Source organism: Streptococcus sp. K0074, from assembly GCF_048843365.1.
Classification (GTDB): Bacteria; Bacillota; Bacilli; order Lactobacillales; family Streptococcaceae; genus Streptococcus; species Streptococcus mitis_BM.
The window spans coordinates 1,095,391-1,118,542 of the sequence record NZ_CP184836.1; the positions used below are offsets into that span (position 1 = coordinate 1,095,391).

The 23,152-nt window shown below is 38.9% G+C and carries 20 protein-coding genes and 2 pseudogenes; 13 read left to right on the forward strand and 9 right to left on the reverse strand.

Annotated features, from left to right (window positions below; all coding sequences use genetic code 11):
- The first annotated feature begins 3 nt into the window (after positions 1–3).
- Positions 4–1,293: a signal recognition particle-docking protein FtsY gene (gene ftsY / locus ACN076_RS05305; RefSeq protein ID WP_420789550.1), complete on the forward strand. Its 1,290-nt coding sequence runs from the start codon at positions 4–6 to the stop codon at positions 1,291–1,293.
- 44 nt (positions 1,294–1,337) lie between these two features.
- On the opposite strand, the gene zwf is transcribed toward ftsY, so the two are convergent.
- The 3 genes from zwf to ACN076_RS05320 all read right to left on the reverse strand — a co-directional run bounded on the left by zwf (position 1,338) and on the right by ACN076_RS05320 (position 5,881).
- The gene (gene zwf / locus ACN076_RS05310) at positions 1,338–2,825 is read right to left on the reverse strand and encodes a glucose-6-phosphate dehydrogenase (RefSeq protein WP_420789551.1); all 1,488 of its coding nucleotides are present in this window, start codon (positions 2,823–2,825) and stop codon (positions 1,338–1,340) included.
- Positions 2,826–2,975: 150 nt separating this feature from the next.
- The gene (locus tag ACN076_RS05315) at positions 2,976–3,716 is read right to left on the reverse strand and encodes an amino acid ABC transporter ATP-binding protein (protein WP_001096328.1); all 741 of its coding nucleotides are present in this window, start codon (positions 3,714–3,716) and stop codon (positions 2,976–2,978) included.
- The gene (locus ACN076_RS05320; RefSeq protein WP_420789552.1) at positions 3,716–5,881 is read right to left on the reverse strand and encodes an ABC transporter substrate-binding protein/permease; all 2,166 of its coding nucleotides are present in this window, start codon (positions 5,879–5,881) and stop codon (positions 3,716–3,718) included. The genes ACN076_RS05315 and ACN076_RS05320 overlap by 1 nt, the downstream gene beginning before the upstream one ends.
- A gap of 171 nt (positions 5,882–6,052) precedes the next feature.
- Between ACN076_RS05320 and ACN076_RS05325 the strand changes: the two genes are divergently transcribed.
- The 3 genes from ACN076_RS05325 (at position 6,053) to ACN076_RS05335 (ending at position 9,561) form a co-directional block, all read left to right on the forward strand.
- A complete protein-coding gene (locus tag ACN076_RS05325) occupies positions 6,053–7,006 on the forward strand; it encodes a CPBP family intramembrane glutamic endopeptidase (RefSeq protein WP_420789553.1) in 954 nt (317 codons plus the stop codon).
- A gap of 76 nt (positions 7,007–7,082) precedes the next feature.
- Complete coding sequence (gene uvrB / locus ACN076_RS05330; protein ID WP_420789554.1) at positions 7,083–9,071, forward strand: excinuclease ABC subunit UvrB; 1,989 nt, start codon at positions 7,083–7,085, stop codon at positions 9,069–9,071.
- 22 nt (positions 9,072–9,093) lie between these two features.
- A complete protein-coding gene (locus ACN076_RS05335) occupies positions 9,094–9,561 on the forward strand; it encodes an 8-oxo-dGTP diphosphatase (protein ID WP_420789555.1) in 468 nt (155 codons plus the stop codon).
- On the opposite strand, the pseudogene ACN076_RS05340 reads toward ACN076_RS05335, so the two are convergent.
- Positions 9,558–9,635: pseudogene (locus ACN076_RS05340) on the reverse strand (DNA-binding transcriptional regulator); the annotation flags it as partial. The gene ACN076_RS05335 and the pseudogene ACN076_RS05340 overlap by 4 nt on opposite strands.
- A 134-nt stretch (positions 9,636–9,769) precedes the next feature.
- Here ACN076_RS05340 and ACN076_RS05345 point away from each other — a divergent pair.
- The 7 genes and pseudogenes from ACN076_RS05345 to ACN076_RS05375 form a co-directional block, all read left to right on the forward strand.
- A complete protein-coding gene (locus tag ACN076_RS05345; RefSeq protein WP_000207598.1) occupies positions 9,770–10,747 on the forward strand; it encodes a LacI family DNA-binding transcriptional regulator in 978 nt (325 codons plus the stop codon).
- A complete protein-coding gene (rbsK, locus tag ACN076_RS05350) occupies positions 10,744–11,655 on the forward strand; it encodes a ribokinase (RefSeq protein WP_153192391.1) in 912 nt (303 codons plus the stop codon). Before ACN076_RS05345 ends, rbsK begins: the two co-directional genes overlap by 4 nt.
- Positions 11,630–12,028 carry a D-ribose pyranase gene (gene rbsD, locus ACN076_RS05355; RefSeq protein ID WP_000759835.1) on the forward strand — a complete coding sequence of 133 codons (399 nt, stop codon included), beginning with the start codon at positions 11,630–11,632 and terminating at the stop codon, positions 12,026–12,028. The genes rbsK and rbsD overlap by 26 nt, the downstream gene beginning before the upstream one ends.
- Before the next feature lie 13 nt (positions 12,029–12,041).
- On the forward strand, positions 12,042–13,520 hold the full coding sequence (locus ACN076_RS05360) for a sugar ABC transporter ATP-binding protein (RefSeq protein WP_112443746.1): 1,479 nt from the start codon (positions 12,042–12,044) through the stop codon (positions 13,518–13,520).
- A gap of 1 nt (position 13,521) precedes the next feature.
- Positions 13,522–14,466 (forward strand): ABC transporter permease subunit, encoded by a 945-nt coding sequence (locus tag ACN076_RS05365; RefSeq protein ID WP_004248623.1) that lies wholly within the window; start codon positions 13,522–13,524, stop codon positions 14,464–14,466.
- Positions 14,467–14,569: 103 nt separating this feature from the next.
- The gene (locus ACN076_RS05370; protein ID WP_261023805.1) at positions 14,570–15,535 is read left to right on the forward strand and encodes a substrate-binding domain-containing protein; all 966 of its coding nucleotides are present in this window, start codon (positions 14,570–14,572) and stop codon (positions 15,533–15,535) included.
- A 73-nt stretch (positions 15,536–15,608) separates the two neighbouring features.
- Positions 15,609–15,749, forward strand: a pseudogene (locus tag ACN076_RS05375) (NUDIX hydrolase); the annotation flags it as partial.
- On the opposite strand, the gene ACN076_RS05380 reads toward ACN076_RS05375, so the two are convergent.
- From ACN076_RS05380 to coaB, 5 genes are all read right to left on the reverse strand, one after another.
- Positions 15,746–16,261 (reverse strand): transcription repressor NadR, encoded by a 516-nt coding sequence (locus ACN076_RS05380; RefSeq protein WP_153192389.1) that lies wholly within the window; start codon positions 16,259–16,261, stop codon positions 15,746–15,748. The pseudogene ACN076_RS05375 and the gene ACN076_RS05380 sit on opposite strands and share 4 nt — an antisense overlap.
- A 12-nt stretch (positions 16,262–16,273) precedes the next feature.
- Positions 16,274–16,801, reverse strand: a complete 528-nt coding sequence (locus ACN076_RS05385) for an ECF transporter S component (RefSeq protein WP_001097388.1) — start codon at positions 16,799–16,801, stop codon at positions 16,274–16,276.
- 178 nt (positions 16,802–16,979) lie between these two features.
- Complete coding sequence (locus ACN076_RS05390; RefSeq protein WP_000747412.1) at positions 16,980–17,543, reverse strand: ECF transporter S component; 564 nt, start codon at positions 17,541–17,543, stop codon at positions 16,980–16,982.
- Positions 17,527–18,078, reverse strand: a complete 552-nt coding sequence (gene coaC / locus ACN076_RS05395; RefSeq protein WP_261023804.1) for a phosphopantothenoylcysteine decarboxylase — start codon at positions 18,076–18,078, stop codon at positions 17,527–17,529. The genes ACN076_RS05390 and coaC overlap by 17 nt, the downstream gene beginning before the upstream one ends.
- Positions 18,079–18,089: 11 nt before the next feature.
- Complete coding sequence (gene coaB / locus ACN076_RS05400) at positions 18,090–18,779, reverse strand: phosphopantothenate--cysteine ligase (RefSeq protein WP_261023803.1); 690 nt, start codon at positions 18,777–18,779, stop codon at positions 18,090–18,092.
- 229 nt (positions 18,780–19,008) lie between these two features.
- On the opposite strand from coaB, the gene ACN076_RS05405 reads away from it, so the two are divergent.
- Both ACN076_RS05405 and pcrA read left to right on the forward strand, forming a co-directional pair.
- Positions 19,009–20,679, forward strand: a complete 1,671-nt coding sequence (locus ACN076_RS05405) for a formate--tetrahydrofolate ligase (protein WP_420789558.1) — start codon at positions 19,009–19,011, stop codon at positions 20,677–20,679.
- Positions 20,680–20,838: 159 nt separating this feature from the next.
- Positions 20,839–23,130, forward strand: a complete 2,292-nt coding sequence (gene pcrA, locus ACN076_RS05410; protein ID WP_420789559.1) for a DNA helicase PcrA — start codon at positions 20,839–20,841, stop codon at positions 23,128–23,130.
- Positions 23,131–23,152: the final 22 nt, after the last annotated feature.

Sequence of the window (23,152 nt, forward strand, 5' to 3'; positions counted from 1 at the left end):
GATATGGGATTATTTGACCGTCTATTCGGAAAAAAAGAAGAACCTAAAATCGAAGAAGTTGTAAAAGAAGCTCTGGAAAATCTTGATTTATCTGAAGATGTTGAGTCTGCCTTAACAGAAGCTGAGGAACTTCCTCATGAAGAAGCAGAGGTTGAAAGTTCTGAAGAATATGTGCTCGAAGAAGTGGAAAATCAAGAGACAGTTGAAGAGAGTCAGGATTCAGAGTCAACTATAGAAGTTTCTCAAGAAGAAATAGAAGAATTTCCAACATCAGAAGAAGTTATAGAGGAAGAGAATACTGAGCTTCTAGAGACTGTAGAAGAAAATAGTTCTGAAGTTCTTGAAGCAGAAAGGCCTCAGGTAGAAGAAACTGTTCAGGAAAAATATGACCGAAGTCTCAAGAAAACTCGTACAGGATTTGGTGCTCGTTTGAATGCCTTCTTTGCCAATTTCCGCTCTGTCGATGAAGAATTCTTCGAGGAACTGGAAGAATTACTGATTATGAGTGACGTTGGTGTCCAAGTCGCTTCTAACTTAACAGAGGAGTTACGCTACGAAGCCAAGCTTGAAAACGCCAAGAAACCTGACGCACTTCGCCGTGTTATCATTGAGAAATTGGTTGAGCTTTATGAAAAGGATGGCAACTATGATGAAAGTATCCACTTCCAAGATGGCTTGACAGTCATGCTCTTTGTCGGTGTTAATGGTGTCGGGAAAACAACTTCTATCGGGAAACTAGCCCACCGCTACAAACAAGCAGGTAAGAAGGTTATGCTAGTTGCGGCAGATACCTTCCGTGCAGGGGCAGTAGCCCAGCTAGCTGAATGGGGCCGTCGTGTGGACGTTCCAGTTGTGACTGGACCTGAAAAAGCTGACCCAGCCAGTGTGGTCTTTGATGGCATGGAACGTGCTGTTTCTGAAGGTATCGATATTCTCATGATTGATACCGCTGGTCGTCTGCAAAACAAGGACAACCTCATGGCTGAGCTAGAAAAGATTGGTCGTATTATCAAACGTGTTGTGCCCGAAGCTCCGCATGAAACCTTCTTGGCACTTGATGCATCAACAGGTCAAAATGCCTTGGTACAGGCCAAAGAATTTTCAAAAATCACTCCTTTAACAGGAATTGTCTTGACTAAGATTGATGGAACTGCTCGAGGTGGTGTTGTTCTAGCTATTCGAGAAGAACTCAATATTCCTGTAAAATTGATTGGTTTTGGTGAAAAAATCGATGATATTGGAGAGTTTAACTCAGAAAACTTTATGAAGGGTCTCTTGGAAGGCTTAATCTAATCAGAAGTAAAAATCCTGCAAGCTACAAACTTGCAGGAAATTTTTTATTCTAAACGACCATCTTGACGATAGGCGATATCTGGTTGCCAAGTCCATTTGGCACCGAATTTTTCAAGTAAGTCAAAGCTTGCTTGAGGTCCCATGCTTCCAGCTTTATAGTCATGAAGTGGGGCACCATTTTCAGCCCAGAGCTCTTCGATACGGTCAATCAATTTCCATGATGCACCAACTTCATCCCAGTGGCTAAAGTTAGTTGAGTTGTTATTTAGGACATCATAAATTAATTTCTCGTATGGTTCTGGAGAAGCACCAGTTGCGGTCGCATCTGTACGGTAATCAAGTGAGTTAGGAGCCAAGTTGAATTCTTCTCCTACTTGCTTCCCATTTAGACTGAGAGAGAAGCCTTCTGTGGGTTGGATATAGATGGTCAAAATGTTTGGAGCAAGTGGTTCTCCAAAGATAGAGTCCATTTGTTTAAAGACGATGTTGACATGAGTTCCTTTTTCAGTCAGACGTTTACCAGTACGGAAGAAGAAAGGAACACCACGGAATCGATCACTGTCTACAAAGAAGGCACCAGATGCAAAAGTTTCTGTTGTAGATTCTGGATTCACATTTGGCTCACTACGATAAGAGATGTATTTCATCCCATCAATCTTACCAGAGCGGTATTGGCCACGGATAAAGTGTTCTTTAAGCTCTTCATCAGTTGGATGATAGAGGCTTTTAAAGACCTTAATCTTCTCAGCACGAATCTCATCTTTTGTGAAGCTTGCTGGCTTGTCCATGGCAAGGAGAGAAAGAAGTTGTAGAGTGTGGTTCTGTACCATGTCACGGAGGGCACCAGATTGGTCATAGTAGCCACCACGTTCTTCTACACCCAAGCGCTCCGCAAAGGTAATTTGAACATTGTCGATAAAGTCCTTGTTCCAAACGTTTTCAAAAATCAAGTTTGCAAAGCGAACTGCAAAGATACTTTGAATCATTTCCTTACCAAGATAATGGTCAATTCGGAAAATTTGTTCTTCGTCAAATGTTGCTAGGAGTTCGTCATTCAACTTGCTTGCTGTTGCATAATCTGTACCAAATGGTTTTTCAACGATTAGGCGCTCAAAACCTTTACCATCTACAATGTTTTCAGACTTGAGGTGTTTAGCAATGGTTCCAAAGAACTGAGGTGCCATAGATAAGAAGAAGAGCTTGTTGTGTTCAGCTTGGTACTTGTCATTTAGTTCAGCCTGCAATTGACGTAAAGCAATATAGTGCTCTGTATCATTGACATCATGACTTTGATAGTAGAAGTGGCTAGCGAACTCTTGAGCCTGTTCGGTACTATCTGCCAAATCAAGGATAGATTCGACTACAACAGATTCAAAATATTCCTTGCTCCAAGGACGACGAGCAGTTCCAATGACCGCAAAGTGCTCGGAAAGATTGCCGGATTTATAAAGTCTAAAAAGGGAAGGGTAGAGCTTGCGTTTAGCCAGGTCTCCACTCGCACCGAAAATTGTAACAATAACCTTAGATGACATCTAGCTACCTAATTTCTATTTTTATTCCTAGTCTTGCTAGGTATGAGGAAATCTCATTTCATAAATTTAATTCTAACATAATTTTCCGAAAAATCAAAAAATCCAATACGAGATAGAAAAAAACTGCAAGGAAATCCTTACAGTTTGAGTTTAGACGTTTAAGACCTTATCCAAGAAATCTTTCAGACGTGGGTGTTGTGGGTTGTCAAAAATTTGATCTGGTGTTCCGTCTTCTAGGAATTCACCGTCTGCAGTAAAGATAACGCGGTTGGCAACCTGACGGGCAAATCCCATCTCATGGGTTACGATAATCATGGTCATACCTTGCTCAGCCAATTCCTTCATAACGTTCAGCACGTCTCCGACCATCTCAGGGTCAAGGGCTGAAGTTGGTTCATCAAAGAGCATGATATCAGGATTCATTGCTAGTCCACGAGCGATGGCAACACGTTGTTTTTGACCACCTGATAGGCTATCTGGGTTGGCATTAGCTTTATCTGCTAGCCCAACCTTGTCAAGCAACTCCATTCCCAATTTCTCAGCTTCTTCCTTAGTCATCAACTTGTGCTCAATAGGAGCAAAGGTGATGTTGTCCAATACAGACATGTGTGGGAAGAGATTGAAGTGTTGGAACACCATTCCGATATTTTCACGGACGTGGTCAACGTTGGTTGTTTTTTCAGTTAAGTCATAGCCGTTCACAGTGATGTGACCACTAGTAACTTCTTCTAGAAGATTGAGGCTACGGAGGAAGGTCGACTTACCAGAACCTGAAGGACCGATGATACAAACAACATCTCCTTCATAGAACTTAGTCGTAATTCCTTTTAGGACTTCATTTTTTCCGTAGCTTTTGTGTAAATCATTTACATCAATTTTTAATTTTGCCATTAACGAATCCTCTTTTCTAAGCGTTTCGCTAGTCTAGTCAAAAGTGTGATAATTACAAGATAGAAGATAGCAAGGATTGCATACATCTTGAAACTTTGGTAGTTACGGGCGATGATAATCTTACCAGTTTGGAAGAGTTCAACCAAACCGATAGCAGATACGATGGTTGTATCTTTAAGAGCGATAACGAATTGGTTAACAAAGTTTGGCAACATCAATTTAGTTGCTTGTGGCAAGATAATCTTACGCATGGTTTTTCCATAAGAGATACCCAAGCTTCGGCTGGCTTCCATTTGACCAACTGGAACGGCCTGAATACCACCACGAACGATTTCAGCGATATAAGCAGCCGCATTGAGTGAGAGGGCAATGGTACCGGCTACGAAGTCGTTAATTGGACTTTGTTGGCCTGTGATAGACTCGATGAAGTTTGGAATTCCCCAGAAGATGAAGGCTGCAAGAATCATCAAAGGAATACCACGGATAACGTCAACGAAAATCTCAGAAATCACACGAAGAGATTTGTAGGGGCTGACACTAAACATACCGAAGATAATCCCGATAACAATAGCAATAGCAAATGAGATAAGAGCTAGAGCAAGAGTGATACCAAGACCGCTAAGGAGTTGTTTGTAGTTGTTTTGAAGCAAGCCCCAGATAGTTGTCTCATCAACAGTGCTTGTTGAAGCAGTTGATGACTCACTAGCTAGGTATTTATCAAGAATCTTTTGGAATTCTCCGTTTGCTTTAAGGTTTGCCAGTCCGTTGTTGAACATTTCAATTAACTCTGGATTTGCTCCTTTTTTAACGGCAAAGGCTGTTTCACCGATTGGAGTTCCAGCGATTGGAGTTTTCAATTTTTGTCCTTGGCTGATAGAATATTTGAGAACAGGTTCATCATCCATAACGGCATCAATGGCACCAGTGTTTAAACTGTCATACATTGAAGAACCATCAGCAAATGTTTTGATTTTGTAACCGTATTTGTTTTGATTTTCTGTTAGGAATGTTTGAGAAGCAGTTCCGTTTTTAACACCAACTGTCTTCCCTTTCAAATCTTCATAAGAAGCAATATTGCTTGATTCTTTGACACCAAGGATAGTATTGGCTGTGTAGTATGATTCTGAGAAGTCAAAAGTTGCCTTACGAGCATCTGTGACAGACATACCAGCAATGATACCATCAGCTTGTCCAGCTTGAACAGCACTGATAGCGGCATCAAAACCAGGATTGGTGATTTCAATTTCGAAACCTTGGTCTTTAGCGATTGCCTTAATCAATTCCATATCAATACCAGTAAATTGGTTGCTTGAATTTTGGAAAACAAAAGGTGCAAAAGAAGAATCGCTGGCAATGATGTATTTAGCCTTAACAGGAATGGCTTTTAATCCTGCTAGAGTAGTTGTAGTTGGCACTGCTGAAGATGATGAAGCAGTCCATTTCTTGATGATTTTATCAAGACTACCATCTTTTTTCATTTCAGTCAAGGCTTGGTTAAATTCAGTGACTAGGTGCTCGTATTTGCTTCCTTTTTTAACACCGAAAGCAAAGCTACCTACAGCTTCCCCATCCATTTCAATATGGAGGTCTTGCCCTTGGTTAATGGCATACTCGATAACAGGTTTGTCATCCATCATAGCATCAATGGCACCAGCGCTTAAGCTGTTGTTCATCAAATCACTGGTGTCAAATGTTTTAATAGTAAAGCCGTATTTATCTTTAATCGTTTCTAGGAAACGTTGAGCGGCTGTTCCGTTTTTAACACCAACAGTCTTACCAGACAATTGGTCGTACTTGCTAATCTTGTGTGCCTTTGTAGTTGCAATGACAACTTTTGTATCATAGTAAGTATCAGACATGGTGAAGACTTTTTCACGTTCTTTAGTCTTTGTCATCCCTGCCATGATAGCGTCAGCTTGACCAGCTTGAACCGCATTGACCGCTGCGTCAAATCCAGGATAGGACATCTGAATGTTCCATCCTTTAATCTCAGCGACTTTGTTGATAATATCAACATCAATCCCTTTATAAGTTTGATCTGAATCTTTAAACTCAAAAGGTGCATAGGCTGTATCAGACACAATCTTAATCGTATCAGCTTTGGCAATACCTAATGAGAAAATTGGGAATAAAATTAGCAAAAATGCTAGAAATTTTTTCTTCATTTTTAGTCTCCTTTTCCGAATATTTTCCCATTATATCAGAAAAAGTAAAAAAAGGCAAATTTTTATATTTCTGTGTCAGAAAATATAACATTGTTTTTTCCTTTTCTTTCTTGAATTGCTACTATAAAGTGCTATAATAATAGTATATATAGAAGAAAAGAGGACAGGGATATGAAGAACAAAAGAATATTTAAAGACTTCCAAGCTTCAAAAATGAGTTTAAACATTTACACAAGCCCCTTGTTAGCCTTTGCTTTTGTCTTCATAGGAGAGTTTGTGGCTTATACTCTGTATGGTATTAGTTTGTTAGCTCTCATCGGACTTGCTAGAAATTTTGGAGAGGCTGGTCAAAATCTTGCAACCTACTTGCAGACCTTGCATCAGAGCTTGACGGATAAAACAGGTGATTTTCGTTTAATTTTAGAATTGCTGGCCTTTGGTTTTATTCTTAACACTGTGTTCAGATGGACTAGAAAAGTTGAAAAAAGGCCTATTCAAACCTTGGGATTTTATAGAGAGAATTTCCTAAGCAATCTTCTTAAAGGATTTGGGCTAGGTCTGGCACTTTTTCTTCTAACCTTGTTAGGTTTAGTAGCATTAGGGCAATATCGTTTTGAGTCTATTCATTTGAATCCTTATTCGCTTGCCTTTGTTGTCTTTACTATCCCATTTTGGATTTTACAGGGGACAGCAGAAGAAGTAGTGTCGCGTACTTGGCTCCTTCCTCAATTGGCTTCAAGAACCAATCTAAAACTAGCTGTTCTTATATCGAGCCTGTTCTTTACCCTGCTTCATGTGGGAAATTCTGGTCTAACACCACTATCTCTAGTGAATCTCTTCTTATTCGGAGTTGCCATGTCACTTTACCTCCTCAAAACAGATACAGTTTGGGGTGTAGCAGGTATTCATGGGGCTTGGAATTTTGCTCAGGGCAATCTCTTTGGGATTTTAGTTAGTGGTCAACCATCAGGAACGTCATTGATGACCTTTTTACCACAAGGCGATCAGAGCTGGCTATCAGGTGGTTCTTTTGGTATAGAAGGTTCTGTCATGACAAGTCTGGTCTTGTTACTTTTGATTTTCTATCTCGCTAATCAATTAAAGAAAGAAAATGAAAGGATGTGACTTCGGTTCGTCCTTTTCTTCGTGAAAATGCTACAAGTATGCTAAAATAGGAATAGCACAAGGAGAGAGGATTCTTATGATTAATCGCATTACTGACAATCAATTTAAACTAGTATCAAAATATCAACCATCAGGAGATCAACCACAAGCTATCGAACAGTTGGTTGATAACATTGAGGGTGGAGAAAAAGCTCAGATTCTGATGGGGGCGACCGGAACAGGGAAGACCTATACCATGAGTCAGGTTATTTCCAAAGTCAATAAACCTACTCTGGTCATCGCCCACAATAAAACTCTAGCAGGCCAGCTCTATGGGGAGTTTAAGGAATTTTTCCCTGAGAATGCTGTTGAGTACTTTGTGTCTTACTATGATTATTACCAACCTGAGGCCTATGTCCCTTCTAGTGATACCTACATTGAGAAGGATAGTTCTGTCAATGACGAGATTGACAAGCTCCGCCACTCAGCGACTTCAGCCCTTCTTGAGCGTAACGATGTTATCGTCGTGGCTTCTGTCTCTTGTATCTATGGTTTGGGTTCGCCCAAGGAATACGCTGACAGTGTTGTGAGTCTGCGTCCAGGTCTTGAAATTTCTCGTGATAAACTCTTGAATGAATTAGTTGACATCCAGTTTGAACGTAATGATATTGATTTCCAACGGGGAAGATTTCGTGTGCGTGGGGATGTGGTGGAGATTTTCCCAGCTTCCCGTGATGAGCATGCCTTTCGAGTAGAATTTTTTGGAGACGAAATTGATCGTATTCGTGAAGTGGAAGCTTTGACAGGTCAGGTCTTGGGAGAAGTGGATCATTTGGCGATTTTCCCAGCTACTCACTTTGTGACCAATGACGACCACATGGAAGTTGCCATTGCTAAGATTCAAGCAGAGTTGGAGGAGCAGTTAGCTATCTTTGAGAAAGAAGGCAAATTGCTTGAAGCCCAGCGCTTGAAACAACGGACAGAGTATGATATCGAAATGCTGCGTGAGATGGGCTATACCAATGGGGTTGAGAACTATTCACGCCACATGGATGGGCGTAGCGAAGGTGAGCCTCCTTATACGCTCTTAGATTTCTTCCCAGATGATTTCTTGATCATGATTGACGAGAGCCACATGACCATGGGGCAGATCAAGGGTATGTACAATGGAGACCGTTCGCGTAAAGAAATGTTAGTAAATTACGGTTTCCGCTTGCCGTCTGCCTTGGACAATCGTCCTCTCCGTCGTGAAGAATTTGAAAGCCATGTGCATCAGATTGTTTACGTTTCAGCGACACCTGGTGACTATGAAAATGAACAGACTGAGACAGTGATTGAGCAAATCATTCGTCCGACAGGGCTTTTGGATCCTGAGGTGGAAGTCCGTCCGACTATGGGACAGATTGATGACCTCTTAGGTGAAATAAATGCCCGTGTTGAGAAGAACGAGCGAACCTTTATCACAACCTTGACCAAGAAAATGGCAGAGGACTTGACCGACTACTTCAAGGAAATGGGCATCAAGGTCAAGTACATGCACTCAGATATCAAGACTTTAGAGCGGACAGAGATTATCCGTGACCTGCGCTTGGGTGTCTTTGATGTCTTGGTCGGAATCAACCTGCTCCGTGAAGGAATTGACGTTCCGGAAGTGAGCCTAGTAGCTATTCTCGATGCTGACAAGGAAGGTTTCCTTCGTAACGAGCGTGGACTCATCCAGACCATTGGTCGTGCTGCTCGTAACAGTGAAGGGCATGTCATCATGTATGCTGACACTGTAACCCAGTCTATGCAACGTGCTATCGATGAAACTGCTCGCCGTCGGAAAATCCAGATGGCCTATAATGAAGAACATGGTATCGTTCCACAAACCATCAAGAAAGAAATTCGTGACCTGATTGCCGTGACCAAGGCAGTTGTTAAAGAAGAGGATAAGGAAGTCGATATCAATAGCCTCAACAAACAAGAACGCAAAGAACTCGTCAAAAAACTCGAAAAACAAATGCAAGAAGCCGTCGAAGTGCTTGACTTTGAACTAGCAGCTCAGATACGTGATATGATGCTGGAAGTCAAGGCGTTGGATTAGAATAGTATCTAAAGGAGAAAATATGTCCCGTTCCCAATTAACAATTTTAACAAACATTTGTCTGATTGAAGACCCCGAAACTCAGCGCGTGGTTATGCAGTATCGCTCTCCTGAAACAAATCGCTGGTCTGGTTATGCCTTTCCTGGAGGTCATGTTGAAAATGGTGAGGCTTTTGCGGAGTCTGTCATTCGTGAAATCTACGAAGAAACAGGATTGACTATCCAAAATCCTCAACTTGTCGACATTAAAAATTGGCCACTAGATACAGGTGGGCGCTATATTGTCATTTGTTATAAGGCGACTGAGTTCTCTGGTAGCCTTCGCTCTTCAGATGAAGGAGAAGTTTCTTGGGTGCAAAAAGACCAGATTCCAAACTTGGATCTGGCCTATGATATGTTACCCTTGATGGAGATGATGGAAGCTCCTGACAAATCAGAGTTTTTCTACCCTCGCTGTACAGAAGATGATTGGGAGAAGAAAATCTTCTAGTCTTTTACTAAATAACCTAGCTGATCCAAGGCCTCCTCAATATAGTGGAGGTCTTGTTGTGTTTCGTATCTAATAGTAATAGGATATTAGTAAAAACATGTGTACTCTGAAATAAATTTAAAATATTTCTAAAAAAGTATTGACAAAATAAAAGAAAACGCTTACTATATAAATAAGGGAACGGTTCCACAATAAAAAAGGAGGAGTGATGACTACAATAAAACAGGTTGCTGAAGAAGCTGGAGTATCAAAGTCAACAGTTTCAAGATATATTTCGAAAAAAGGCTACGTCGGAGATGATGCGAGAGAAAAGATAAAAAATGCTATCAAGAAATTAAATTACACACCAAATGTATTAGCACAATCTTTAAAAACTAAAAAAAATCAAATGGTAGGACTCTTATTGCCAGATATTTCTAATCCGTTCTTCCCAAGATTGGTTCGAGGAGCCGAATCATATTTGAAAGATAAAGGTTATAGGATTATGGTTGGTACTATTTCAGATCATGATTCGTTAGAAGAATATATAAACCTTTTGTTAAAAACAAATGCAGCTGGTATTATAACAACACTTGACTTTACAAAGGAATTTCCAAATCTAACATTACCTGTTGTTGTGGTTGACCGGATTAGTAAAGATACAGGCTATGGTGTTTTTTCTGATAATCAGTTGGGTGGACGTTTGGCTGCTAAAGCAATTTGGAATGCTGGCGCTGAGCAGGTTATGATCATCAAAGTTTTAGATGATAAAGCTGAGAATATTGTGGAACGATTTGAAGCGAGTTTAAACTATTTGAGGAATAAAAATTTAGAAATTTGTATTGAAGAAAGTGAAACGTTTGACTTTGAAAAAATTCAGAAAGAAGCTAAAGAGAATCTAAAAAGAAATCCAAATATTGATAGTATTATAGCACCTTCTGATATTCATGCGATAGCTTATATTCATGAAATTTTAGCAATTGGGAAAAAAATTCCAGATGATATTCAAATCATTGGTTATGATGATATTGTACTTAGTCAATTTATTTATCCTTCTTTATCAACTATCCACCAATCATCATATAAAATGGGAGAACAGGCTGCAAAGCTAATCTATAATATGGCAAATAAGTTCTCTATAGATGAAGCTAAAATTAAACTCCCTGTTAGGTACATAGAAAGAAATACATTAAGGAGAAAGAAATGAGTAAAATTGTTGTTGTTGGAAGCATTTCAATGGACTTAGTTATGAGAACAAAAAGGATTCCAGAAGGAGGTGAAACGATTTTTGGCGATTCATTTAATATAGTTCCAGGTGGAAAAGGTGCAAATCAAGCTGTAGCTATTGGTAGATTATCCAGTGTTGAAGATAATATTTACATATTTGGGAACGTAGGAGAAGATATTTTTTCAGCAGATTTATTAAGTAATCTGCAAAATAATGATATTTCTACAGCATATGTGGGAACGGTACCACAATCTACAGGAGTTGCACAAATTACTTTATATGGAGGTGATAATAGGATTATTTATTATCCCGGAGCGAATAATTTAGTTAAAACAAATGATTGGAAAAATGAGTGGGAATTGATTAGTGATGCAAGTATTGTTGTATTACAAAATGAAATACCACATGAAGCCAACTTATCTATAGCTAAATTTTGTCAAGAAAATAAAGTTAAGGTGCTTTACAATCCTGCACCAGCTAGAGAAACGGATATAGAGATGATTCCTTTTTGTGATTTTATTACTCCTAATGAGCATGAATGTTCAGAGCTTTTTCCAGATAAGAAATTAGAAGAAATTATTAAAATTTATCCTAATAAAATGATTGTGACATTAGGAGTTGAAGGTTCTATTTATTATGATGGGGCAGCAGTTCAGAAGATTCCTGCTATAAAAGCAGAAGTAGTTGATACTACAGGAGCAGGAGATACGTTTAATGGTGCTTTTGCTTATGCTATCTCAAAAGGAAAAGAGATGAATATTGCATTGTCCTTTGCAACGATTGCTTCACATCTTTCTGTTCAAAGGTTTGGAGCGCAAGGAGGCATGCCGAGTTTGAAAGAAATAAAGGAGCATTCAGGATATGAAGAAATATGGGATTTTAAATAGTAATATAGCAAAACTAGCTGATGATTTAGGTCATATGGATTTGGTTTGTATCGGAGATTTAGGATTGCCAGTTCCAAAAGGTGTTGATAAAATTGATTTAGCATTAAGAAAAGGCAGTCCAAGTTTTTTAGAAGTTTTAAAAGAATATTCAGATCATGTACTTATTGAAAAAATTTTCTTAGCAGAAGAAATTAAGGAAAAAAACAAAGAACAGTGGCAAGCAGTTCTAGATCTTTTAGGATCGAATATAATTATTGAATATATTAGTCATGAAGAATTGAAAGCTATGAATACTAAAGTTAAGGCAGTTATTCGCACTGGGGAAGATACACCATATTCGAATATAATCTTGCAATCAGGAGTTATTATTTAGAAGGGGGTTGCCTATGAAAATTGAAATGAAGAACATTTCAAAATCTTTTGGGAATAATCGTGTTTTAGAAAGTATTGATTTGGTTCTTAATTCAGGAGAAGTTCATGCTTTAATGGGAGAGAATGGTGCAGGCAAATCAACCTTAATGAATATTTTAACTGGACTTTTTCCAGCCACTTCAGGAACTATTTTTATTGATGGAAAAGAAAAAACATTTTCTAATCCTCAAGAGGCAGAACGGTTTGGACTGAGTTTTATTCATCAAGAAATGAATACTTGGCCAGATATGACTGTACTTGATAATCTTTTTTTAGGAAGAGAAATTAAAAATTCGATTGGGTTTCTAGATAAAGCTAGTATGGAAAGGAAAGCTAAAGAAGCATTTAAACGTCTTAATATATCTATTCCTCTCGATGCAATCATTGGTCAATTATCAGTCGGACAACAACAAATGATAGAAATAGCAAAATGTCTATTATCAGAAGTTTCCTTGTTAATTATGGATGAACCCACAGCAGCTTTAACTGATCGTGAAACTGAAACACTTTTTAAAGTGATAGAAGGATTAAAATCTGATGGTGTAGGTATTGTGTATATTTCACATCGGATGGAAGAAATCTTTAAGATTACAGATCTTATAACTGTTATGAGGGATGGGTTTGTAATTGATACCAAGAAAACGAACTTAACTAATGCGGATGAATTAGTTCAGAAGATGGTAGGTCGTGAATTAGAAGATTATTATCCAGAAAAAAAGGCTGAGATTGGGAATATTGTTTTTCAAGCTAAGAATCTTTCTGGTGATGCTTTTACGGATATTTCTTTCTATGTACGTCAAGGGGAAATTCTTGGTTTTTCTGGTTTGATGGGTGCTGGTCGTACTGAAATAATGCGAGCAATTTTTGGAATTGATTCTTTAAAATCTGGTCAAATTATAATAAACGAAGAACAACTGATAATTAAAAATCCTTTTGAAGCAATTAAGCATGGAATTGGTTTCTTAACAGAAGATCGTAAAGATGAGGGATTGATTTTAGATTTTTCTATTAAAGATAATATGACTTTACCTAGTACTCGTGATTTTGTTAAAAATGGCATTTTCGATAATAAAACAAGTGATATATTTGTACAACGTTTAATAGATAGGCTACGAATTAAATCAGGTTATCCAGATAAGGAAGTTGGAACACTTTCTGGTGGTAATCAACAGAAAGTAGTTTTAGCAAAATGGATAGGTATTGCTCCAAAAGTACTGATTCTAGATGAGCCAACTCGTGGGGTAGATGTTGGTGCTAAGCGTGAAATTTACCAATTAATGAATGAATTGGCTGAACGAGGTGTGCCGATTATTATGGTATCTTCAGATTTACCAGAAGTGATCGGAGTCAGTGATCGTATTATGGTCATGCATGAAGGAAGAATTAGTGGAGAATTAACACGTCAAGAAGCTACACAAGAAAAAGTTATGCAACTAGCTACAGGAGGACAATAGTGTGAAAAATACTATGAAGTATATGTCAGAATTGACAACAGTAATAGCATTGATAATTTTAATGGCTGTCATCACTATTATCAATTCAAATTTTTTAACAGCAAATAATCTGTTAAATTTACTATTGCAAGTAACATCAAATGCACTGATCGCTTTTGGAATGACCTTTGTTATTCTAACAGGTGGAATTGATTTATCAGTTGGATCAATTTTAGCCTTGTCCAGTGCGCTAACCGCTGGCCTATTAGGATCTGGAATGCCTGTTACGTTAGCAATTCTCATCTCTTTAATTTTGGGTTGCATTCTAGGTATGATGAATGGGTTATTGATTTCCTACGGGAAATTAGCTCCATTTATCGTCACTTTAGCGACTATGACTATTTTTAGGGGAGCAACACTTGTTTATACAAATGGGAATCCTATCACAAAAGGATTAAGTGATACATTCTTATTTCAATTTTTGGGGCAAGGTTATATAGTCGGAATTCCATTTCCTGTAATTATTATGTTTATTGTATTTATTGTTTTATATGTTTTACTTCATAAAACAGCATTTGGTAAATCTGTATATGCTATAGGGGGGAATGAAAAAGCAGCATATATATCAGGTGTGAAATTAAATAAAGTGAAAATTATCATTTATTCAATATCAGGTATTATGGCTTCAATTTCTGGATTAATTATAACATCACGCTTAAGTTCTGCTCAACCAACAGCAGGTGCTAGTTATGAAATGGATGCTATTGCAGCTGTTGTTCTTGGAGGAACCTCTTTATCTGGAGGTAAAGGTCGTATACTTGGGACTCTAATAGGTGCTTTAATTATTGGAGTTTTGAATAATGGACTTAATATTATTGGTGTTTCAGCATTTTGGCAACAAGTAGTAAAAGGAGTTGTAATCTTAATTGCTGTTCTGATTGATCGTTTTAAAGTTGTAAAACAGTAGAATAATTTTCAATTTTTTTGGAAATAGTAACAATTTATTAGATGACGTACAATAATCGGGATTGAAACTATCCCTATAGATATATATTACGAGGAGTAATAACATGAAAAATATTAAAAAAATTAGCATTTTTGCTTTGTTTGTAACATTTATTTTTGCTTTAGTAGCTTGTGGAAAAACTGGTTTAGGAAATTCATCAAATGATAATAAATCTACGACTCAAAAGTCGGCAAAAGAATTAAAATTAGGAGTTTCTATTTCGACTACTAACAATCCCTATTTTGTAGCTATGAAAGATGGTCTTGAAAAAGCCGCAAGAGAAAAAGAAGTAACTTTGAAGATAGCAGATGCACAAGATGATGCTGCTAGACAAGCAGATGATATTCAAAATTTTATTAGTCAAAATGTAGATGCTTTACTAATTAATCCAGTTGATTCTGATGCAATTGTAACATCTATTAAAGCTGCTAATAATGCAAATATTCCAGTAATCTTAATTGACCGCGGTAGTAATGGCGGTGAAGTCTTGACAACTGTTGCTTCTGATAACGTAGAAGCAGGTAAAATGGCTGCAGAATTTATTACCAAGCAATTGGGAGAAAAAGCAAAAACTTTTGAATTATCAGGAGTCCCTGGCGCTTCTGCAACTGTAGATAGAGGTAAAGGATTTGAACAAATTTCAAAGACAAATTTAGATGTTCTTTCCAGTCAATCCGCTAATTTTGATCGCGCAAAAGCTTTGAATACAGCGCAAAATATGATTCAAGGAAACAAAGAAGTACAAGCAATCTTTGCACAGAATGATGAGATGGCGTTAGGAGCTGCACAAGCAGTAAAAGCAGCTGGTCTTAGCAATGTTTTAATTGTTGGTATTGATGGTCAACCAGATGCACATGATGCTATTGCAAAAGGTGATATTACTGCCACTATTGCTCAGCAACCAGCTAAGATGGGTGAAATTGCTATTCAATCAGCAATCGATCATTATCAAGGGAAAAAGCTGGAAAAAGAAACAGTTTCTCCAATTTATCTTGTGACTAAGGATAATGTTGATCAACATAACTGGTGATATATTTTTAGTAAGTAGTTGTTAATTTTCATTCAATGTAGTTTTTAAATATCATTGTTACTATTTGAGCTATTGGATTCAAAAAGACCAGATTCCAAACTTGGATCTGGCCTATGATATGCTACCTTTGATGGAGATGATGGAAGCTCCTGACAAATCTGAATTTTTCTACCCTCGCCGTACAGAAGACGATTGGGAAAAGAAAATTTTCTAATCCTTTACTAAATAACCTAGCTGATCCAAGGCCTCCTCGATATAGTGGAGGTCTTGTTGTGTTTCGGCTTCGACTAGGTGGTAATGGATGCCATCTGTCAATTCAGACAGAGGTCTAAAATCTGAATGTTCGACTTGTTCTAGAAAATGTTGCACATCTCTGCGACAAGACAGTTTTAGCAAGGTTTCAATTTCTCCATAAACGGGATGGTCAATCAAGGTATTTTGAACACGTCCACCATTATCTACGATAGCAAGGAGTTCTTGACCGATTTCTTCAACTTCATGTTTCACTTTGAAAAGTTTGTGAACATAAGGATTGGTTTCAATTTGCTTATAGATGTAGCCACGATTGGTGGATAGGATAGGAGCGCCATCGGCTCTTAAAATTGCAATGTCCTGTACAATGACCTGACGTGTGACATGAAAATGTTCCGCCAAACTTTGGCCATTGAGGGCTTTAGGAGCTTCTTTCAAGAGTTGGAGCAGAGCATGTTTGCGATCTTTTGTCATAGCTTTTCCTTTTTAACGGCGTTTTCGAAGCACTTTATAGACAGCTAGTGCTAATGTATAGTCTACCATACTATGGATAATTGTGCCAAATCCAACTAGTACAAATAGAACATAAAACATATTTTCTACATTGGTACCGGAAGTTGCATAAAAAACGACACAAGCTAATACTTCAGCAAGGGCATGGACAAGAGCTAACACAAAGTTGAAAATCCAGGAAGCTTTTGGTTTATCTAGGGTATCTGGGAATTTTTGTAGGTAAAGAGCTCCTAGAGTCCCAAAAAAGATATGGGAAAAAGCTCGAAATACGATAACCATGGGATATCCAGCCATCAAAAATCCAAAACTAGAGGCTATGATGACAAAAATTGCCATCAAGGGCGACAAGAACATAGCGATAAAAATAGCGATGTGGCTTCCCAAAGTGTAAGAAGCAGGAGGAATGACAATTTTAAAAGGCATAACAATTGGAATCAAAATTGCAATAGCCGTTAAGAGGGCAGTCATTGTCATAAATTGTGTCTTTTTCCGTGTGTTCATAAGAATCTCCTTTTTAACTGTATATACACTAGTATAGTACTATAAACAAGACAATAAAGCAAGGATTTACTTGGGTTTATAGGTCGTTTTTTAATTAAAGACTCGTAAACATTTCACTAAAAATCAAAACTATACAGAGCGAAATCTCCACCTTCAAGTATGAAAGTGGAGATTGTTTTTATTTCTTCAAGGTTTGTAGTCTTGGAACAATGGCTAGGGTTAGAACTGCGGAAATAACTAATTCAGCAATCGAATTCGTTGAGATAACAGTTGCTAGGAGTTTTTGGATATTACCATCAAAGACATTTCCAAAAAGGTAGAAAATTCCACCAAGTACAAAGACTGTGTTGGTAAGTGAACCCAGGGCACCAGCTAGAATCAGACCAGTCTTGTTTTTCATCAGTTTATAGACCAGATAAGGAGTTAAACCAATTAAAATACGTGGGACGATGGCAATGATAGCTGAGTAGATGTTACCGTTTGGTACAAATGGTGAGAAGAGGTAACTTGTCGGTAGAATGGTAATCGTGTTAACCGTCAAGCTAAGTAGCCCCATCAAAAATCCAAGTGTAACTCCAACTCGTGGACCGTAAATAATGCTGGCAATAATGACAGGAATATGAACGATAGTCGGTTTGATTGGGAATGGAAAAAGGTTAAAGATAAGCGAGCTCAGAAAGTGTATCACGAGCATGGTTGCAAAAAAGATAGCAATGGGTGCAATATTAGAGCGTTTTTTCATCGAGAGTTTCCTTTATTCTTTCTAAAATAATTGTGAGGTCAGTTAAAGCTCCTCGTCCGTGGTCTCCACAAGCTAGGAGGGATTCCTTAGGAGCGATCAGCTGATAGCCGTAGTTTTCTAATGTTTTCAGATTAGCCTGAGTTGCTGGATGGTCATACATTTTTGTATTCATAGCAGGAGCTATTAGTTTAGGAATATGACTTGGCAAGGCTAGAGCCATACAAGTTACCATGTTGTCCGCAAAGCCGTGGGCTAGTTTTGCAATAGTGTTAGCAGTTGCAGGGGCCACGATAAATAAATCTGCTTTTTTGCCAAGTTCAATATGATTAACCTGATTAGGATAGGGTTCCTTCATGACATCCAAGTGGACGGAATTCTGTGAGAGTACCTGTAGTGTCAAAGGTTGAATAAACTCTGTAGCAGCCTGAGTCATTAAAACAGTAACTTGATGGCCTTGTTTTTTTAGAGAACTGACTAAATCTGCCGACTTGTAAGAGGCGATTGAGCCCGTTACAGCTAAGAGAATGTTTGCCATAGCTTTCCTTTCTATGAATGATAGGCTTGAATTTTTTCAAGGAGGAGTTTTGCAATTTCTTCTTTAGTCTGGACTGTTTGAAGCTGATCTTTCTCAACAAAGATTGCACGATGCTGATTTACTGATATTTGAGTTAGGTCATTTGCTATGATTAAGTCTGCTTTGTTCTTGATAAGACTTTTTCTAGCAATGTCAACCAGATGGTCTTCGGAAATATCAACTAGCAGTTTGAAACCAATCAGATGAATAGTAGGATTCCATTCCTTGACTAGAGAGATGATTTTGGGTGTCTTTTTAAGGAATAAAACCTGAACCTCATCAGTTGAAGAAATCTTAGCTTGATGATTCTGCTTGTTTAAAAATTCTTCTAGATTGGAGCTAGCCTGAACTTCTTCCAGCCCTGTCATATAAACAGGAGTGTAGTCGGATACCGCCATTGAGTGAATCAAGACTTGATAATCCTGAACACGTTCTTGCATTTCAAGGAGAAGGTCGTTTGTATTGTTAATTTCTCGAATAGTTAGGTTGGGATGGGATTCTGGCTTCAAAGCTCGTTTTGTAGTAATTAAACAAACTTCATGTCCTGCAGCAAGCAAAGTTTCTGTGATGATTTTCCCCAAGTGACCTGTAGAATGGTTAGTGATAGAGCGGACGCTATCGATAGCTTCACTGGTACCGCCCGATGTAACTAAAATTTTCATAGCACTATTGTACACAAAAATAAACGGTAAGTAAAATGAAAGTGATAAATTTTTGGTAAAAACGAAGATTTACTATAGTTTCAAACTATAAAGCCATATAAAATTTAAGAAAGGACTCTAAAAACCTTAAAAACAGGGATATTTACGAACGTTTAGAGAGTTTTGGGATGTTAAAAATCTTGTTTTGTGATATAATGAATTATCATATAAGAGGTTAGAGGAGTTTTGAATGAAAACAGATATTGAAATCGCACAGAGTATTGAGTTGAAACCAATCGTTGATGTTGTAGAGAAACTTGGAATTTCTTACGACGATTTAGAGTTGTATGGAAAGTACAAAGCTAAGCTCAGCTTTGATAAAATTCGTGCAGTTGAGAGCAATCCAGTTGGGAAATTGATCTTGGTTACTGCCATCAACCCAACACCTGCAGGTGAAGGAAAATCAACCATTACCATTGGTCTGGCGGATGCCTTGAATAAAATTGGCAAGAAAACGATGATTGCTATCCGCGAACCATCTCTTGGTCCAGTAATGGGGATTAAGGGTGGTGCCGCTGGTGGTGGTTACGCTCAAGTTCTGCCAATGGAAGACATCAACCTTCACTTCACTGGAGACATGCATGCCATTACGACTGCCAACAATGCGCTTTCTGCCTTGATTGACAACCACTTGCACCAAGGAAATGAGTTGAGAATTGACCAACGTCGTATTCTTTGGAAACGTGTTGTGGATTTGAATGACCGAGCACTTCGCCATGTGACTGTTGGGCTTGGTGGGCCTCTAAATGGTATTCCACGTGAGGATGGCTTTGACATTACAGTTGCTTCAGAGATCATGGCAATTCTTTGCTTGGCTACGGATATCGAGGACTTGAAACGCCGTTTGTCCAATATCGTTATCGGTTATCGTTACGACCGTACACCTGTTTCTGTAGGCGATTTGCAGGTTGAAGGTGCTTTAGCATTGATTTTGAAGGATGCTATTAAGCCAAACTTGGTTCAGACAATTTATGGTACACCTGCCTTTGTACACGGTGGTCCATTTGCCAATATCGCTCATGGATGTAATTCAGTCTTGGCAACAAGCACATCCCTTCACTTGGCTGATTACACAGTTACTGAAGCTGGTTTTGGTGCAGACCTTGGTGCTGAGAAATTCCTTGATATCAAGACACCAAACTTGCCAACTTCACCAGATGCAGTTGTCATTGTCGCAACCCTTCGTGCCCTTAAGATGAATGGTGGCGTGGCTAAAGACACTCTTACAGAGGAAAATGTAGAAGCAGTGCGTGCAGGTTTTGCTAACTTGAAACGCCACGTTGAAAATATCCGTAAATTTGGAGTACCTGCAGTCGTAGCTATTAACGAATTTGTATCTGATACAGAAGCTGAAATTGCAGCCTTGAAAGAACTTTGTGCCTCAATCGATGTACCAGTTGAATTGGCTAGTGTCTGGGCTGATGGTGCAGAAGGTGGAGTAGCTCTTGCTGAAACTCTTGTCAAGACTATCGCTGAAACCCCAGCTAATTACAAACGTTTGTATGACAATGATCTTTCTGTTCAAGAAAAGATTGAAAAGATTGTTACTGAAATCTACCGTGGTAGCAAAGTGAACTTTGAGAAGAAAGCTCAAACACAAATCGCTCAAATCGTTCAAAACGGATGGGACAAATTACCAATCTGTATGGCTAAAACTCAGTACAGTTTCTCTGACAATCCAAATGCACTTGGAGCACCTGAAAACTTTGAAATTACCATTCGTGAATTGGTACCAAAATTAGGTGCAGGCTTTATCGTTGCCTTAACTGGTGATGTCATGACCATGCCAGGACTTCCAAAACGACCAGCAGCCCTCAACATGGATGTTGAAAGCGATGGAACCGTTCTAGGTTTGTTCTAATAGTTTAATTGAATTCAAATGAGTTTGGAAATACTATCCAAGCTCATTTTTTATCTAGATATAAGAAGTTGCCTTCTACACGTAACCAGTCTAGGTAAAGATATTTTCCCTGAATTCTGATATAATAGAAATATTGACTTCAAGAGTAAGGAAGAGAAGATGAACGCATTATTAAATGGAATGAATGACCGTCAGGCTGAGGCGGTGCAAACGACAGAAGGTCCCTTGTTAATCATGGCAGGGGCTGGTTCTGGAAAGACTCGTGTTTTGACCCACCGTATCGCTTATTTGATTGATGAAAAGCTGGTCAATCCTTGGAATATCTTGGCTATTACCTTTACCAACAAGGCTGCGCGTGAGATGAAGGAGCGTGCTTATAACCTTAATCCAGCAACCCAGGACTGTCTGATTGCGACCTTCCACTCTATGTGTGTGCGTATTTTGCGTCGTGATGCGGATCATATTGGCTACAACCGCAATTTCACTATTGTAGATCCTGGGGAGCAGCGAACGCTCATGAAACGCATTCTCAAGCAGTTGAACTTGGATCCTAAAAAATGGAATGAACGAAGCATCTTAGGGACCATTTCCAATGCCAAGAATGACCTGATTGATGATGTAGCTTATGCTGCCCAAGCTGGCGATATGTATACGCAAATCGTGTCCCAGTGTTACACTGCTTACCAAAAAGAACTGCGTCAGTCGGAGTCAGTTGACTTTGATGATTTGATTATGCTGACCCTGCGTCTTTTTGATCAAAATCCTGATGTTTTGACTTATTACCAGCAGAAATTTCAATACATCCACGTTGATGAGTACCAAGATACCAACCATGCCCAGTACCAATTGGTCAAACTCTTGGCTTCCCGTTTTAAAAATATCTGTGTGGTTGGGGATGCGGACCAGTCTATCTACGGTTGGCGTGGTGCTGATATGCAGAATATCTTGGACTTCGAAAAGGATTATCCCCAAGCCAAGGTTGTTTTGTTGGAGGAGAATTACCGCTCAACTAAAACCATTCTCCAAGCGGCCAACGAGGTCATTAAAAACAATAAAAATCGCCGTCCTAAGAATCTCTGGACTCAAAATGCTGATGGGGAGCAAATCGTTTACTATCGTGCCAATGATGAGCTAGATGAGGCTGTATTTGTAGCCAGAACAATTGATGAACTAGGTCGCTGTCAAAACTTCCTTCACAAGGATTTTGCAGTTCTCTATCGGACTAATGCGCAGTCCCGTACAATTGAGGAAGCCTTGCTCAAGTCAAATATCCCTTATACCATGGTTGGCGGAACCAAGTTCTACAGCCGTAAGGAAATCCGAGATATTATCGCTTATCTCAATCTTATTGCCAATTTGAGTGACAATATCAGTTTTGAGCGTATTATCAACGAACCGAAACGTGGAATTGGGCCAGGCACTGTTGAGAAAATCCGTGATTTTGCGAATATGCAAGATATGTCTATGTTGGATGCTTCAGCCAATATCATGTTGTCTGGTATCAAGGGTAAAGTAGCCCAGTCTATATGGGATTTTGCCAGTATGATTCTGGATTTGCGGGAGCAACTGGACCAATTAACTATTACAGAGTTGGTTGAGGCTATTCTAGAAAAAACAGGTTACGTTGATATTCTTAATGCCCAAGCAACTCTAGAAAGCAAGGCTCGGGTTGAAAATATTGAAGAGTTCCTTTCTGTGACGAAAAACTTTGATGACACCTCTGATGGGCCAGAAGAAGAAATTGGTCTGGACAAACTGAGTCGTTTCTTAAATGACTTGGCCTTGATTGCCGACACAGATTCAGGTAGTCAGGAGACATCAGAAGTGACCCTGATGACCCTGCATGCTGCCAAAGGTCTCGAGTTTCCAGTTGTCTTTTTGATTGGGATGGAAGAAAATGTCTTTCCGCTTAGCCGTGCGGCTGAAGATCAAGATGAATTGGAAGAAGAACGCCGTCTGGCCTATGTAGGAATTACGCGTGCAGAGAAAATTCTCTATCTGACCAATGCCAACTCACGCCTGCTTTTTGGTCGTACCAACTACAATCGTCCGACTCGTTTTATTAACGAAATCAGTTCAGACTTACTTGAGTATCAAGGATTGGCCCGTCCAGCTAATACAAGCTTTAAGGCATCTTATAGCAGTGGTGGCCTTGCCTTCGGTCAAGGTATGAGTCTTGCCCAGGCCCTTCAAGAGCGTAAACGCAGTGCTGCTCCAAAAACTATCCAGTCAAGCGGTCTCCCATTTGGTCAATTTACAGCTGGCGCAAAATCCGTGTCTAGTGAGGCAAATTGGTCTATTGGTGACATTGCTCTCCACAAGAAATGGGGAGAGGGAACCGTTCTGGAAGTTTCAGGTAGCGGTGCTACGCAGGAATTAAAAATCAATTTCCCAGAAGTAGGTTTGAAAAAACTTTTAGCTAGTGTAGCCCCAATTGAGAAAAAAATCTAATTTTCCATCCTTCTCACGAATA